Source organism: Paenibacillus sp. 1A_MP2 (assembly GCF_052244825.1).
In the GTDB taxonomy this organism is placed as follows: domain Bacteria; phylum Bacillota; class Bacilli; order Paenibacillales; family Paenibacillaceae; genus Paenibacillus; species Paenibacillus vandeheii.
Window position 1 is genome coordinate 345369 of the sequence record NZ_JBQQCS010000005.1, and the last position, 15665, is coordinate 361033.

The 15665-nt window shown below is 39.7% G+C and carries 18 protein-coding genes; 16 read left to right on the plus strand and 2 right to left on the minus strand.

Annotated features, from left to right (window positions below; translation table 11 throughout):
- The first annotated feature begins 5 nt into the window (after window positions 1-5).
- The 16 genes from ACTWJ7_RS36435 (at window position 6) to ACTWJ7_RS36510 (ending at window position 15003) form a co-directional block, all read left to right on the plus strand.
- Window positions 6-3161: a hypothetical protein gene (locus ACTWJ7_RS36435; protein WP_443146749.1), complete on the plus strand. Its 3156-nt coding sequence runs from the start codon at window positions 6-8 to the stop codon at window positions 3159-3161.
- Between the two features lie 229 nt (window positions 3162-3390).
- Window positions 3391-3729 carry a hypothetical protein gene (locus ACTWJ7_RS36440; protein WP_443146750.1) on the plus strand — a complete coding sequence of 113 codons (339 nt, stop codon included), beginning with the start codon at window positions 3391-3393 and terminating at the stop codon, window positions 3727-3729.
- Between the two features lie 154 nt (window positions 3730-3883).
- Window positions 3884-4057 (plus strand): hypothetical protein, encoded by a 174-nt coding sequence (locus ACTWJ7_RS36445; RefSeq protein WP_443146751.1) that lies wholly within the window; start codon window positions 3884-3886, stop codon window positions 4055-4057.
- A 223-nt stretch (window positions 4058-4280) separates the two neighbouring features.
- The gene (locus ACTWJ7_RS36450; protein ID WP_443146752.1) at window positions 4281-4613 is read left to right on the plus strand and encodes a hypothetical protein; all 333 of its coding nucleotides are present in this window, start codon (window positions 4281-4283) and stop codon (window positions 4611-4613) included.
- A gap of 32 nt (window positions 4614-4645) precedes the next feature.
- Window positions 4646-5368 (plus strand): hypothetical protein, encoded by a 723-nt coding sequence (locus ACTWJ7_RS36455; protein WP_443146753.1) that lies wholly within the window; start codon window positions 4646-4648, stop codon window positions 5366-5368.
- Entirely contained in the window at window positions 5365-6096 is a 732-nt protein-coding gene (locus tag ACTWJ7_RS36460; protein ID WP_443146754.1) for a hypothetical protein, read from the plus strand. Before ACTWJ7_RS36455 ends, ACTWJ7_RS36460 begins: the two co-directional genes overlap by 4 nt.
- Before the next feature lie 47 nt (window positions 6097-6143).
- Window positions 6144-6845, plus strand: coding sequence for a hypothetical protein (locus ACTWJ7_RS36465; protein ID WP_443146755.1), 702 nt, complete (start codon window positions 6144-6146; stop codon window positions 6843-6845).
- Window positions 6846-6979: 134 nt separating this feature from the next.
- The gene (locus tag ACTWJ7_RS36470) at window positions 6980-7438 is read left to right on the plus strand and encodes a hypothetical protein (RefSeq protein WP_443146756.1); all 459 of its coding nucleotides are present in this window, start codon (window positions 6980-6982) and stop codon (window positions 7436-7438) included.
- Entirely contained in the window at window positions 7431-8291 is an 861-nt protein-coding gene (locus ACTWJ7_RS36475) for a ThiF family adenylyltransferase (protein ID WP_443146757.1), read from the plus strand. The genes ACTWJ7_RS36470 and ACTWJ7_RS36475 overlap by 8 nt, the downstream gene beginning before the upstream one ends.
- Before the next feature lie 582 nt (window positions 8292-8873).
- The gene (locus tag ACTWJ7_RS36480) at window positions 8874-9749 is read left to right on the plus strand and encodes a serine/threonine-protein kinase (protein ID WP_443146758.1); all 876 of its coding nucleotides are present in this window, start codon (window positions 8874-8876) and stop codon (window positions 9747-9749) included.
- 161 nt (window positions 9750-9910) lie between these two features.
- A complete protein-coding gene (locus ACTWJ7_RS36485; RefSeq protein WP_443146759.1) occupies window positions 9911-10384 on the plus strand; it encodes a hypothetical protein in 474 nt (157 codons plus the stop codon).
- 693 nt (window positions 10385-11077) lie between these two features.
- The gene (locus ACTWJ7_RS36490; protein WP_443146760.1) at window positions 11078-11569 is read left to right on the plus strand and encodes a tyrosine-type recombinase/integrase; all 492 of its coding nucleotides are present in this window, start codon (window positions 11078-11080) and stop codon (window positions 11567-11569) included.
- A 179-nt stretch (window positions 11570-11748) separates the two neighbouring features.
- Window positions 11749-11967 carry a tyrosine-type recombinase/integrase gene (locus ACTWJ7_RS36495; RefSeq protein WP_443146772.1) on the plus strand — a complete coding sequence of 73 codons (219 nt, stop codon included), beginning with the start codon at window positions 11749-11751 and terminating at the stop codon, window positions 11965-11967.
- Between the two features lie 1670 nt (window positions 11968-13637).
- Window positions 13638-14072 (plus strand): type II toxin-antitoxin system HicB family antitoxin, encoded by a 435-nt coding sequence (locus ACTWJ7_RS36500; protein WP_443146761.1) that lies wholly within the window; start codon window positions 13638-13640, stop codon window positions 14070-14072.
- 48 nt (window positions 14073-14120) lie between these two features.
- On the plus strand, window positions 14121-14342 hold the full coding sequence (locus ACTWJ7_RS36505; protein ID WP_443146762.1) for a hypothetical protein: 222 nt from the start codon (window positions 14121-14123) through the stop codon (window positions 14340-14342).
- Window positions 14343-14508: 166 nt separating this feature from the next.
- Window positions 14509-15003 carry a hypothetical protein gene (locus tag ACTWJ7_RS36510; protein WP_443146763.1) on the plus strand — a complete coding sequence of 165 codons (495 nt, stop codon included), beginning with the start codon at window positions 14509-14511 and terminating at the stop codon, window positions 15001-15003.
- Between the two features lie 48 nt (window positions 15004-15051).
- Here the strand turns inward: ACTWJ7_RS36510 and ACTWJ7_RS36515 are convergent, their stop codons facing one another.
- Both ACTWJ7_RS36515 and ACTWJ7_RS36520 read right to left on the minus strand, forming a co-directional pair.
- Complete coding sequence (locus tag ACTWJ7_RS36515) at window positions 15052-15363, minus strand: hypothetical protein (protein ID WP_443146764.1); 312 nt, start codon at window positions 15361-15363, stop codon at window positions 15052-15054.
- A partial coding sequence (locus tag ACTWJ7_RS36520; protein WP_443146765.1) for a hypothetical protein occupies window positions 15360-15665 on the minus strand: 306 nt, incomplete at its 5' end. The genes ACTWJ7_RS36515 and ACTWJ7_RS36520, both read right to left, overlap by 4 nt.

Sequence of the window (15665 nt, forward strand, 5' to 3'; positions counted from 1 at the left end):
GAAAAGTGGATAACACAGAGAAGAAAGATAGAAAGAAAAACACCATCCGTGTTGGATGGAAACGAAGTCTGATTGTGACTGTGGTTGTAGCATTGTTGGTAGGGACTTACTCCTTTACTGACTTTGGACCGAATGCTCAAGCAGCCGAGTATAGTAGAATTATTGGTATGGAGAATTATGACGAAGGTAATGGACAATCTACCGCGGGCAAAAGTTTCAGTTCACTAGAACTTGAAGGAGGCCGTAGAGTAGGTGTGAGTGGATCCAACTCAAGTCAACCTCTACAAGGAGACTATCTAAAGGTTAGAAGATACAGCGAACCTTTCAGTATCTCTAAACCTAAACATCTGTATATAACTCCAAATAACGATTTATACTATCAGGAAGATATCGGCACTCCCAAGAAGATGGCTTCTGGAGTAAAAGACTTTCAAGGGTATAACTACTACACTGGTACAAGTTTTGACAGTTTCTTTGCACTCAAATTGGATGAAACTGTAGAAGCCTGGGGTAGAGGAACTAACGGACAACTTGGTATAGGTTATAGCCAAGATAAAACTGTGGCCACTAAAGTGGTAGACCCTGCTGACTCTACCGAAGATCTTAAAGGTATCAAAAAGATGATATCTCTATCAACTATCACACGAAAAAGCGCAATACTTTTAGTGGGAGACGGAAAGGTTTATTTGATAGGTACGGCTTTCGGGAAGGATTCCTTAGCTAAGGCAATACCTATAGATGTGACTTCTATTTTCCCTGCATTTAGTACGGCGGACGAGTTTGATATGTTCCGTATAAATGGAGAGGACAATTCTAGTGAGCAAGTTATGCGTGTCTTTGTTGTAAAAGGCAAGCAATATACCTTAAGAGACTTGACAAAATATAATGCTGAAGTTGCAAATACTTACGAGACTGAGACGGCCACTTTCTATCCTGTGCCAGAGGGAATAGACGCTAGAAATATAATTAAGATCTCCAATCAAGTTACGAACCCACACAATAGCAGGTACTCTGAAAACCGTTACATTCTAATACATTTGTCAGAGAGCAAAGTGCTTACTATTTGGGGATCTCCAATAGAACAATATTCTGATGCCTACAAATTTATAAGTGACGGAAGCGCTACTTTTAAATCTACTCCAGAACAGGTAGCCACAGGAGTAGATTATTTTTCAGCAACGGGCAGTGGGCACATTTACTTTGTTAAAGGCGGGAATTTGTTTTATCTAGGGACTAATCAGGGTAACAATTCCGGACTTACTGGAGGACCCTTCCTCACTCCTATAAAGATAGTAGGTCCTGCAAACGAATTAACTGATCTTAAAAAATTCTACACCACCAACCAGGGTAATTACTACTTGAAAAAAGACGGGACTTTGCTTGGTTGGACTACGCAAGGGGCTATTTTTGTTCACAAAAGAAAATACATCGATTTGATACCTTACAGAGACTCTCCTAACGCACTTACAGTGATAGGGCTGGGTGAAGATTTCGGATTATATCGGATGTGGAGTACTTCCGAGTCAACTGGAAGTCCAATAGCTACAGGAGTAGCTCCTAAAGATTATGTTGCTCCAATAGTTAAGCCAGAAACTCCGATCTTAACAACAACGTCGCAAGACAAATTCGACCAGTTCACGGTCAACGTTAATTATGGGACTAGCACCGATTTGAATGTCAAAGAATACCGAATTAATGGTGGAGCGTGGACGCCTTACACGGATGAGTTTGTTATAACGGATACTGGCGCTGTAAGAATTCTAGCAAGATCTGCGGACAGCAAGGGTAAAATTAGCGATGAGGGTGTGCTGCAAATCGTAAGTAATCCTATTGTTATATCTGCAGGGGAGCCAAATGTAAGTAAGGTTTCTGCAAATGAATTTAAAGTAAGCGCACAAGCAACGGGAGCTGTTAGAACTCAAGTTCGGGTTGATGGAGCGGCTTGGCAGCTCCACAATGTAGTGAACAATCTCTTGCTTGACCCAGGACCTCACACTATTGATGTGAGATTAATAAACACCAAAGATGAGGAACTGATTAATAAGTCCTTCACTGTATCAGCAGATGATCCTACTCCGGTGATTATAGCTAAACCTATTGTAACTCAAACAGGACTGAACAGTAAGTATGGGTTAAACCTGGATGTCCAGTTTGATAGTGCGGTAGGAGAAGCTCAATACTCAGTGGATGGCGGAACATGGACAGCAACCACAGGAACAATCTCTGTTCTGAACGGTGTTCACACTGTGAGAGTAAAAGTAGTTGCAACTGACGGAAAAGAAAGTGAAGTTGTAGACTATGTAACTACTAAGGTTGATCCTAAGGTTGAGTTTGACAATGGAGACTTTAAGATTGACATTGGTGTAATTGCACCTACTTTGAAAACTTACTACAAAGATAATGTGAATGGGGTTTGGACTGAGTATACTGGTCCTGTAACTTATCCGCCTGGAACTTACACATTTGATGTAGAGATTTGGGAAGATGCTTCTGGTGATGTTGTATACGTTGGAGGACCGTTCACAATCGTTGTGACTGATCCAAATGCAGGTAATCCGGGTAACGGTGGCACAACACCAACACCGAATCCAGGTACCGGCACGCCGGTGGGACAAGAAGATGTTGATTTCACGGTAAATAGCGGTGGACTTAGCGCAAAATTCGAGGGAGCGGATCTCTCTACGATCATCATCGACAGCACGAAGCCGCATCAATCTATCAATTCGGTAAGCCGGGCTTTGATTGAAGACAGCCGAGGCAACGGAAAAGGTTATCAATACAGTATGGATGTGACTGATTTCATTTCAGAACCAATGCAGGATAACTCAACAAACTCACAAGACCTTGTTGTTAGCATTCCGGCCAATGCGTTGTCTGTTGAGGTATTAAATACCAAAACCTTAAACGGACCGGCAGCGGAGCTGTCAAACATTGGAAAACATGTCTTCTCTGGTAGTGGACCAGAAATGTTGGCCACAGCGAGACCGTTTGAAGGTATGGGATATAACGAAATTCCACTTAACTTCACGTTAGGTGTTCCGGATCGTGTGAAAATTGTGTCCTCTGGATCTGGAAGTAAGTTCGTTCCAGGACAGTCTACTGGTCTGATGGCGGGAACTTACAAAGCCAAGGTTGTTAGTACATTAACATCAGGTATTTAGTAACTTTGAGGGGGCTTCGCTTTTATGAAGCCCCTTCCAATTAGTTTCTTATTGAGGGCAAGTGTAAAGGATATTGACAGTAATGAAGAAAATTGAGATGCTTCTCTTCCTCCAGCCCATCCACCATCCCCACCACCGAATTGATTTGAAATAATCATATGATTCTCCATAAATTAGTGTTAGTATATTAGTATATTAATTAATATGAAACTGAAAGCGAGTGATTCATTTGCTTAATTACTATGAGCAATTGGAAAAATCAATTAGGGCCACAAGCAACGGTATTATTGAGAAATACCAGGATAACATGATAGACACGTTTCAATGCATGGAACAATTACATACTTGCTGCACCATGGTCGGGACGCTCATTGATAATGAAAGGAAAAGCGGTTCAGATAAAGAGATGATTGTCCGATTAATTAAACTCCGAGATGATATATCTCAACCAGTCATGCAGATGGTATACGACCAAATACAATCACTGAATAAGAAGAAAAAGAAAGTAAAAAAAGAAATATATAAATTAGAGATTAGAAGGAATTTATTAAGTGCTGCAGCTGGCTAATCATCAGTACATAATTAAATAGCTTAAATTAGAAGAAGGAGGTTGCTTTATAATTTAGCAACTTCTTTTTGAATATGAAAGAAACTTAATAGTTAAGCTTTGAACGGAGCTACGTAGATAATCTAATGATTACTTTAATAAAGGAGAGTTTCACATGGTTGAAGGTATTCTATTATCCCTTGCATGGGTTGGGTTAATTACTGGCGTTGCTATAGTAGCATCCGGATTAACGAATGGGTCAAACGGGAAAGAGAAGTTTGATTGGTCTGCAACCATCCATCCAGCTTCTTGGGACTTTTTATTTTTATTGTGTCAATCTATTGGATAGTTAGTAGGGGATAATACTTAGCACTTTTATTGTAATTGTGTTATAATCAAATTATTATGATTTGAGATTAATTTTCTTTGTCTTTTTGAAAAGACAAAGAGTGGTTCCCGGTGAAAACCGGTTTAAATTTTGGCAATGAAGCCGTGGAGAACAATAGCATGCCTATTTAGGTGTGCTTTTTTTGTTTTCTGCGGCTTTTTTGCATCTACTGGAGGATAACTAAATGACATTTGTAAACCTGTCAAAGTTCAAAGAAAACTTAACTACTCAACAACAGCATAGTTCATACTCCAATGGACTGTTCAAAGTAATTGATGCGGCTATGTGCAATGTTGAGAGTAATGAGGTTGATTGGAATTCATTTTCTCTGCAGGAGGCCCAGCAAGCTCTTAACGAGGCCTTAACGTATGTAGCAGACGAAATAGCTGATGAATATTCAGTACGTCCCAATGAAGGGAATGCTATTCATGTGTACCTACATAACAATGAGTCAATGTACCGGTTAAGAAGAATGAGACCAGTAAACCAGGAGACGGAAGATAACGAGTTTTTCTAAAGATATCAAATTAGAGAAAGTTAGGTGAGGGTATGAACCGGGCTTATTTTTGTGATGAACAAGTAGGTCAGATGCAAGCAACGTATGATGCAATCACAATGGTGAAGATGTTGCATGATGCTGGGATAGATGTCCATAACAATCCGATTAATTATTATTGTTACGGATGGGGTGATCAGGCCGATATCTTCCATGAAGCGATCAAGAGAATGTTGTTTGAAAGCTGCAACCAATCCTACTCGGACAATCTCCAAGGAGAGACTTGGGAGTATAGCATCGTGTTTCCGGAAATTGAAGAAATGATGCTTCTATCCATTAATGACGAGGCAAATGAACTGTTAAAAAAGGTAGATATTCTTTTGCATTATGAATGTCCAAATTTTGAAATGGGGATGAGCGGAGTTGTAAAGGGAAAGAACATCTACATCAAGATAACAGGAAACTATGGGATATATTCGAATTTCTTAGGCAGAATTATTGAACTGAGAACTATCGTACTTGGGTTCATAGCGCATAAGAAGAAGATGCTCATGCAAAAAATCCAAAATATTTTCATGATAAAAATGTTGTCTCTTAGTCGGCCAATACCAATAGGTATCTCAATTTGGGCACCTACTTCATTCGTATTCATACAACTTATGAAAATGTGTGGGGTGGATTTTTCCACCGAGGTTGCAGAGAATCTTACTCTAAATAAGATGAGTTCTTTGTTAAGGGACGTCATAAAAAATGATGAAAAGGATGAGGTAGCATGAGTTCAATTCAAACGGATAATATAGCGGGTACTGTTGAGCATTCGCTAAGTATTAGTGAAGAAGGTAATGAATATGTAATCAGGTTGCGTGATCATAGCCTACCCCTGGTAGCTGAATTTCAGAACGGTATTAAGGTAGGAGAAGGTTTTTATACGAATGAGGATTTAGCTGAAGCATTATTGCATGCTCAAAACCTAAGTGTCTTTAAGACACCTATCCTACCACGGGGTTGTATCTCATACCTGGAGAGTACATTTAAAATCTATTGTTTCTTCGAAGTTCCATCACATCGCAGAACTGTGTTTTACCATGATGCGGTTATCGAGGATGTGCCTTTTCCAAATTTAATTTTTGGTTATGAACTTAGGTCAAGAACAGATAGGTTTGAGATATCTAAAGTATTTGTGGGTGCTTTAGAAAAGGGCTTAACCAATGAAGACTCGGAAGTATATTTTTATCCCTACACAAACGTAGATAGAACCTATGAAGTATGTTTAGGTTCATCTCAGTTACCTCAGATCACACGCATTTCTCAATTATCGACAGTGCCAGAAATCTTTTTCAATTCACAGAACTCTGACTGTTACTATGGTCATGCAAATGGTAGTGGGCTTACCTATAGAGAGCTATTAGAGAAAGTCAAAGGCAAAGAGTTTCCAGATAATTATCTAAAAACGACTGGAATGACACTCGCTGATTGGATCAGTGGACTGACTGCTCTATTTTAGGCCAAATACAACTCAAATAAATTAGCAAAAAGCTGGAGGTAATAGATATGTCTAACGAATTATTTGGTGGTTCTGATCTCTTTTCATATTTTGGGGGAGGTTTCGTAGAGCCAACGAAAGTTGATAAGGAAGAAACACTAAAATCAGTGGGTAATACGATCGACATCACTAAACGTATTCAATCCAGAAGTAAATCTGATAAATCAAATGATGGGTCTGGTGTAGACACATGTGAGGGCTTAACTCAGGATGAAATTAATGCTCTAACGGATGAAACACCTATAAGTGAGTCATCAGCCGATACTGCAGAACTTGGAGTAAAAAAAGATTCGTCCAAAAATGCAGACAGCAAAGATAAAGAGCCCGTCTTTACTAACACAACATATATCTGCTATGCCGGTACGTCCAAGCTTTTAACCAAATATTTTGATAGTGAAAAAATAGGTTTACTCAGTTTAGAGGATGTTCGCAAGCAGTTAGAAAAAGACTTTCCTGAGATGTCAAAACAAAGAACATTCATGAGTTTTGACGAGAAGAAGAATATAATAATACCGGCCATTACAGGAGGGAAGAGGGGGCTTTGCCCGTTTACTTCAACGAATCGAGAGCATACTTCTACTCTGCGAGCCAACTCGTCGAGCATAAAGATAAGTATTCAATCTGTTACCTGGCTGCCAAAGACGGTTACTATGAGATTCGTGAGAATGGGATCGGGGTTTTTATCTCCAAATGCAACAAAGAAGAGTTAGAAGGATGGAGCAATGCTGATGTATTTTTTGCTCAGCAGCCCAGGGCCCAAGACCTTGATTCCTGTCGCACCGGCTTTAAATCCAAGTTGCCGAAGATCCCTGAATCATTGGTACACCAGCTAATATCATTTTTTATGGATTATTCTGATAATGATGTAGAAGTGATGGGTGTATTCTACTGGGATACCAAGCATGGTGTTTATCTATTGGATGTTCCTAATCAAAGTGTGTCGAAGACTTCAATCGATCAGCATTATACGAGTATGCCATATTGGATTGTTAAAGTTTGTGAGTTACATTCTCATAATACAATGAAAGCATATTTCAGTTCTGTGGATAACGAAGATGAACTCGGCACCCATCTATATGGTGTGATTGGAAACTTAAAACAAGCTGAAGGTCTCATTCGGTTTGATATTCAAACACGAGCTGGCATGGCAGGGAAATTTATTTCCTTGCTTCCTTCAGTACTGCTAGAGGGAGAGTATGATAATCAAGAAGATTCATGGAACCTCATTACAAAAGTACAGTACCCTGCAGCTTGGCATGATCGCGTCTTGCTTGAACAGGTGGAGGTGGCTAACCATGATTAATCTACTTGATTATCACGCTAAGAATGAAGATTCAACGGTTCGTCAATCACGGATCCAGAGTATGTACTACTACATTGTAATTGTTGGGGCCGGAGGTACCGGTGGCTATGCAGTTCAACGAATTACAAAAATGTTAAGTGCATTTGCATCCGTAGATTCATTTCTCATGATTGCTGATCCGGATATGGTAGAGGAAAAGAATTTGCTACGACAACCTTTCGCCAACCAGGATATAGGCGGAAAAAAGGCAAGTGTTCTTGCCCAACGCTATGGTAGAACATATGGACTGAAAATCGGTTCTTATGTTGATAAATATGTGGAATCGGTTGAACAACTAGATCAGTTATTTTCGTTAACTGATTTTCGTCACAAGACCGGTCAACACATTCAGAAGGTGTTAATCGGGGCGGTTGATAATGACTTTACGCGCAATATAATGCATGAGTACTTTATGCAGTCTGATGACCTGATTTACATTGACGCAGGTATCGAAGGGGTCTTCTTACCATCAGGTGATAAACCAAAGAGTGAGTGGGGAGAAGAAGAAATAACAGATAATATGGAAAGCGGATATTCCGGGCAAGTGGTAGTGGGTCTCAAGAAAAATGGAACAGAAATCCTTGAACCACTTAATGGAATTTACCCGATCGATGCAACGGATCTTATTGCGCCTTCACATAATTGTGGTCTGGAGCCTTATCAACCTCAACGTATGATCGCAAATGAGATGGCAGCATTCCATATCTCAACGATTATAAATGAGTTGTTGAGTACAAATACAATCATTGTACATTATGTAAACTTCAATGCTAGGACTGGCAGTTGTCGGCCACAGTACGTGCAGGAAGGTTAGATGAAGAACCCTATATTTCTCATCATGAGAGATATAGGGGTTCTTTTGCTGTCACTAAATGTCCTATTTGAATAGAGGCTATTAAAGTATATCTAAAAAGTTTTCAAGATAGCTAGTAATTGGATTTCATCAAAATTAGATCTTGAGTAATTATAGTCAAGCTGTGGTGACCATTGACATGATCCCGATATTCGATGTACTTGTTTTCAGTTTGCTTAATGTACTATTAGTCGTTTGTGTTGGTGTGTTTTCCTCACTACTTGTAGGGTTTTCGCTACTATCCTAAAATGCATGACATCAATACCACGGTTGCTAAAATGATTTTGGCAGTCTTCATAATCAGGATTCATAATGGTTTTTAGGCTATGTAAGAAGAAAGTAGGAACGATGTTGGATGGAGAAATAGGGTTGAAACATAAAGAGACCTTTGAATAATTGCTGTATCTAAAAAAGAGTTCTGCAGGTTACACTTTATCTTTTTTTGTCTTAGAAAGACAAGACTATTAATCTTTTGGTATTCTGTTAATAGTGAGCTATCAGTATCGAGACTGTTCACAATATTAATCAGGGGTGTCAAATACGATGGAAATTGAACTGAAGCAAATATGGACACTTGGCTCGCAACTCGGAAGTGGTGGCTTTGGAAGAGTTTTTGAAGCTGAAAGTAAGAATGGTTACGTTAAAGCCGCGATTAAACTAATCCCAAAGGCGCCTGGCTCAGATCGTGAGCTTTTGTTTGAAGACCTTAGTGGTGTTCGTAACATCGTTCCCATAATTGAATCCGGAGAATTTGAAAATCAATGGGTTCTTGTGATGCCACTCGCAGAAAAGTCGTTACGTGATTACCTCAGAGAGAAGGGAAAGTTACCTGTCTCTGAAGCTGTAAGTATCCTATCGGATATTGCCACAGCATTATCTGATATTCAGGTAAAGGTGGTTCACAGAGATCTTAAACCAGAGAATATCTTACTTCTAAATGGACAATGGTGTATTTCTGATTTTGGAATATCAAGATATGCAGAGGCTTCCACTGCAGTTGACACTCATAAGTACTCGTGGACGGGTGCCTATAACGCACCGGAGAGATGGCAGCATCACCGTGCTACTTCAGCCTCGGATATGTATTCAATGGGAGTTATTGCTTTTGAATTGATTACTGGCGAACGACCGTTTCCTGGTATTGATCCTAGACAAGAACATCTCACACAGAAGCCTCCACAGTTGACCGATTGTCCGCCGCTTTTAACTGCCTTGGTAGCTCAATGTCTGTTGAAAGCTCCACAAGCAAGACCTTTAGCCAAAGACTTCATATCTCGTCTTGGTCCAATTCTTCGCCCTTCATCTGGAGGTGCTTCACTGTTGCAGTCAGCTAACCTGGCCCAGTCTCATGAACAAGCCAGTGAAATGGCACAACGGTCAGCAGTAGAGGATGAAAAGAGAGGAGGAGAGAGATTGTAGAATCCGCAAGTCAATTTTTCTCTATGACCCTCAACCAACTTGAACAATCAATCTTAGATAATGCTCCGAATGCGAATATAGAACGGATACAAAGCAGGCGGAGGGGGAGAGCAACGATAGGACAGATTGTCCCTTATTTTGAACGGGAGGGCTCATATGGTTTGTCTGCCAAATTAGGATCAGCTACGCTAACAGTTCAACCTGTTGAAGAGACCAATAACAGTAATTGGGGGCACTACAAGCCAATCCTTCAGGTACTGGCACATACTTCAATTGAAGTTCAAATTCCACCGAACAGTTACGGATACGAGGGAAGACAGCATTCACTCTGGTATTGTGATGCTGAAGAAGAAGGGGTATTTCATTGGTATGAAACTGCTTATATGATTACGCCTACAATTCCTAAGAGAAGTCGTCGAAATCCATTTTCCCTAGTACCCGGAGAAGATTCCGGGAAAGCGCTTAGTCGAACGATGGCGGAGTATCAAGTTGCTTGGCCATTTATGAAGATAGAAATCGGCAATGAACATGAATTTCTTGATAGATGGATGAATTGGTTCGCACAGGGAGCCATGAACCAACTGTCTCAGCCTTCTACCATGCCAGAAAGAGACATTTACGGATGGCGTCAATAATAAAGTACAGCCGGTCGAATTTATAACCGGCTGTTTTTTTTGTGATTCATGATCTCAATTAAAATAGAGATCCCTCAACGTTACGTATATTTGTTTTGCTTTGCATGTGTTTCAAAACAATATACAGTTCGATCACACTTATGATCAGCTCAATATAAGATTGCATAAGTTCCATCTGAATCTCCCTCCTTCCTAATTGGGTATAAGTCATATATTTCTGTGTTCAGATTCAAGAGCAGAATTGCAAGTTTTTCTCCTGGTCCGACATCCTCGATCTCCGGGGTATTTGGATCAACTCAAAATTCGTTATTTCTGCAGCTCCAGCTTGGTGTAATGTCACACTTGCAGGAATGTGTATTTCATAACAAAAGTGGTGATACGTGTGTTTATTAGCAGATGCAAATTTGAAGTGATGAAAAAGGGTGGAGAACTCCTGTACTGCTCCTATGAAGCCAAGACAGCGAAAGAAGTCTTGGCGATCGTTAAACCAGCTTCCAGAGGTGCATATGAGAAAATAAGAATCATTTCCTGAATCTCTCGCTGTACATAAATGGAATATCGTGAGGAGATTTGGTTTGTGACCTCAAAAAATAATGCAAAAAAAACTTTCCCTCCTGGATCTCAATAAGATGGTCCAGGAGGGAAAGTTTTCAGTTCGTCGTCTTCTATAAGTGGAAAAAGAGGGAACTACAAATGACTCAAATGTTCGATTCATTTTTACAGCACCTAGATGAGAAAGGACTAGATCCCAAGACGATTGCAAACTACAAAGCAAGCTGGAGCAAATTTTCAAAATGGTTAAAAAAGGTCGATCCGGATCTGAACGATCCAGGTGCAGCGATTCAACGAGACATCGCAAATTACAAACGTTATTTGCAAGAATCCGGTGGAAGAGGTGGGGAGCCGGCAATGGAGTCAACCATGCAACTGTCGTTTGTACAGCTCAATGCGATCTTCAGGTATTTTCATCAACAAGGGGAAATACCGACTAACCCGGTTGAACCGATACGAAAACCACGGGCTGCGAGACGCAAACCAAAATGGCACTCCAGGAATGAACAGAATTCCATCTTGCGAGAAGTGCGGAGGAGTAAGAGCAATAGAGATAATGCAATCTTTACTGTATTTTGCATGTTGGGCTGCGTGTTCATGAGCTCTGAGACTTGCTGCGTGACGAACTGGTAATCAATCAGCGCTCGGGAAGTGTCTACGTGCGTGGTAAAGGTTTCAGAGATCGGGAGCTGCCATTAAATGCTGGCTGATGCTTGGTATGCATTGGAAAGTTACCTTGCTGATCAGGAGGATAAAAGCCCTGAGAGGTATCCAAAGATGTCTGTTCGCAGAGTCCAACACATTGTTGAAAAATATCGGAGCGTACCGGGATTAAGAACCTGAGTTGCCAAAGCCTACGGCACACATTTGGTCATGAACTGCTTTCGGAAATAAAGGATCTCCAAAAAGTGGCCATGTTGATGGGGCACTTCAAAGAAAACGGAGATCCTAATATTGCCATGACTATGATCTATACCACACCGAGCAAAGATGATCTGGAGGCTGGGGTGGAATCGATCAGTTGGACTTAATGTAAATGGGGAGGATTATAATAACTGCTCCTCCCAAATCAATCAACACCAGATAACTTGAATGTTTGATGCAGGGTAAGGGTTAGTATTAGGGAACTGTCGGAAAGTTCCGTCAGGTAACTCCAACCAACCTACAAGGTAATATCTACCTAGTGCATCCTGTAAAAGTTCATCGAATCTGAAGACTACAGGGGATAGAGTGAAAATGTTTCCAATAAGAAGATTGACCCACTTTCCTTCACAGGCCAAAAGACTGGCTGGTGGTACAGGACGCAAAGGAGGGATGTCTAGTGGGTCATCTGGTTGCTCTCCGTTCGCTACCTGATCAGCATAATGCTTTCGCTGGGCATAATTATAACCTTTTAATATGGTATCACGATCTCTAATATCTGATGGTACATTTAAAGTTACAGGCGAAAGTGGGGAACTAAAGATGAAGAGTTATCTGATTGCGACGCGGGACAGCTTATTATTATGCTTCCTAACAGTTCATATTCAAACATTGGGGGACATTCTTCATTGAGCGGTATAACTTTGCAGAAGAAAGATCCAGTAATAAGATACTTATAAATGCATAGCTTACAAAGGTTTGAAGAAGAGTTTCCGTTCGTTTGGTCAGTAAACATAGTTAACCTCCTTGGATTGTAGTCCAGTTTATGTAAGTTATTCTATTGGGTGTATGTCTAATAACTGAAATTTTATTAGGCTAGGTCTACTACATCAAACAGAGAGTATCTGTAGGAATTTTTGGAGTCGATCAGCCTTACAGGCTGCCGATCCGACAGGGGAAGGGAGGACTTATGGAAATACTGGTTCAAGTAGTCAACTAAAAGTTTGAACACATTGCAACCCAAATTCGTTTGGCTTTCTTCGATGAAATTTTTATGGGGACTCACAACAATTTGTCTCAAAATCGATAAGTTTCCTTACTTCTCTATACTCATCACTAACTAAGATCTTTTAGTACCAAAATCAACCTGATAGCCTAATGGATTAGTATACTTTTGTGTTTTCTTATTCCACTGCATTCTTACTTCGTGTAAAGTATCTCCTGAACCGATACCCCCGGATTTAGAATAACGTTGTCGCTCAATCCAGCGAATCGAATCTTCACCTAACACTGATCATTAACTGGAAATAATGTTTACCTAAAATACCGAAAAAATTAAAGGCAAATTCAGTTAGCGTTGAATTTGGTTGAAAGCTTTAATTACTTAAAGTGAATCGCTTTAACAATCTATAAAGCTACATATCACACTGGGCAAACTAGGTAATTATTCCTTCGACCTATTTGCCTATATTATTTGACGAAATAAGTAGTGTATGGTACAAATATATTATTACGAAACACTTTGATTTACTTTGTCGTTATTGCTCGACAGAGTTGGAGACATACTGGTCGGAAATATCCATGTATCAGTATATTTAAATAGGGCTTATTTCGCCATGGAGACTATAGACACCCAAAATAGGTGTCTTTTTGTGTTTCCATGTTTTTTTATGCCTAAAATTTAGAATTTTAATTTTTGAGTACTCAGATCTTGAGTTAACTTAGTATGTATTAGTGGGGTATTTATAAAAGAAGCGAGGATTTCCATTTACTTCGATTCTTTCAATAAGTTGCCCATCTTGGTAGCTGTACTTTGATGAAATTTAAGGGGGATCAACACATGAAAGATGTTGTAGAACTGTTAGTTATGTTTGAAGAGGAAAAAGCTGAGAAAAACGTAACCGCGTACGTACCATCGCTACGTCTTGGTGTACATGGAGATACATTGGAGGAAGCTCGAACGAATGCGATTGAACTAATTGAGCTGGAACTGGAGGGTCGTCAGGAGCGGTTGCCAGAGGATACAGCAGTCATTGAAACTATAAAGGGAAGTACAGGTGTCGATTTACTTGTTATGTTTGAAGTACTGGAAGAAGAAAACGATGTGACAGCATACATTCCTGCATTGAGACTTGGTGTTAAAGGAACAACACTGTCTCAAGCGCGCTCTAACGCTGAAGACTTGATCAGGCTTGAATCTAAAAATCGTGTACATCCATTTTCTCAAGAATCAGTCACGATCGATACCTTAAAGATAAATGTGAAAGTTTCATAAATACTAAAGTCACGCCAAAAGGGTCGACTTATCTAGGAGGGAATCAGTGTGGAAAGTAAGTTTGATTTTTTTAAAGATGATGAGAGCGGAAAGTGGCAGCTCCCTTTGAATATTTGTAGTTTAGGTGGTTGTTATTATAACTTCCTTGAACTTGATACAGAGGATGAAGCAAGAGAAAAGGCTATAGAATTAACTAAACAAGGAAAGGAAATATCGGGTAGTTCTCCAAGTCAGGAGTGTCACACCCAATACTTACTCGATTGTGAGTGACCTACTTAATTTTCACGATATTTTGACAGGAGAATCCGATCATGCTATTATTTTTTCAATCGAATATCCATCTTAAACGATGGTTTTATAAGCGGAAGCACCGCTTCATGCCCTTTAGGGTCTGAGGTGGTGCTTTTTTTTATTTTATTGATAAGGAGTGGACAGCATGATGAATAAATTTACAGGCAGCAACGCTGAGGTAAACCTAAAATTGAATGGATACATTAATGAGTTTAAAGGCTTAATTTTAGAACAAGCAGAAGCAAAGGGGATGAAATGCTATCTATGTAAGGACTCTTTAGCAATCGATGTGAAAATTGAAACACTATTCACCGGTGACGTCATCCATTATGTTTTAATGTACACGCATGCGGAAACAGATAAAAGTGCCCTATTGATATGGAAAGACTTTCTCGATCTAAAAGAGATTGTGATGAATACCTATGAGTTGATTGAATCATTTATCTCGAGGGAGCTTAGAACCCGTACCGGCTCCCTAACAGTGTTCACGATGAGATTAATGTATGATATGTTGAATTTCATTAGAGGGATTCGAGAAGACGAAGATGGAGCTGAGGGACTCCCTTATAAAGTAATTTATGATCCGTTTATTCAACTTAAAAGCGATAGATGGATACAGTCTATAATAGAAGAAAGATAGCATGGTGTAACTTTGATCGGGAAGGCATAATTGCCTTCCTGATATCCATTAGACTAATTTAGGAGTAGTAGATTGGAATGTGATAACGGCTTGTTCTACTTCTAGATTCGTCATTCCTGATTTGTATAGTGTTTTTTCGATACTACTCAGATCATTATCGTAAACAGCTTGAATTCTATTTTTAAGGTTTTTCTCCATATGTTCAAAAGCGCTATCTGATATGGGATTACAGATTCCCATATCAAGATGTTTAACTTCTCCGGATACAAGCCAGACAAGACTTTCGTGCAACTTGAAATCCCAATTTTTAAAGCCAGCCTTAAGAAGGGTCAATACTGTTATAAAATAATCGTAAATCAAGTTAGGGGAAAGTGTCCATGTGTATTTTTATACTGAGTCAAATTTAAACCATCAATCCATTGTGTTAAAATAAAAACTCCGGATGAATATGCGTACAAATCTGGGGCAACGCCATTTTGTAAGGCTGTTATTACTTTAAATTCATTTTCTCCATCTAATCTTCCTTTTGGGGTGTACACCTTTAAACAGTAATCATCAATCTTGTAAACCATTGATCTACTACCTACCTCAAAAGGGATCTGGTTTGGATGCGTTCCATTTTCATCAAGTTGCTTAATGACTTGCTCGATATCATGAGGGAT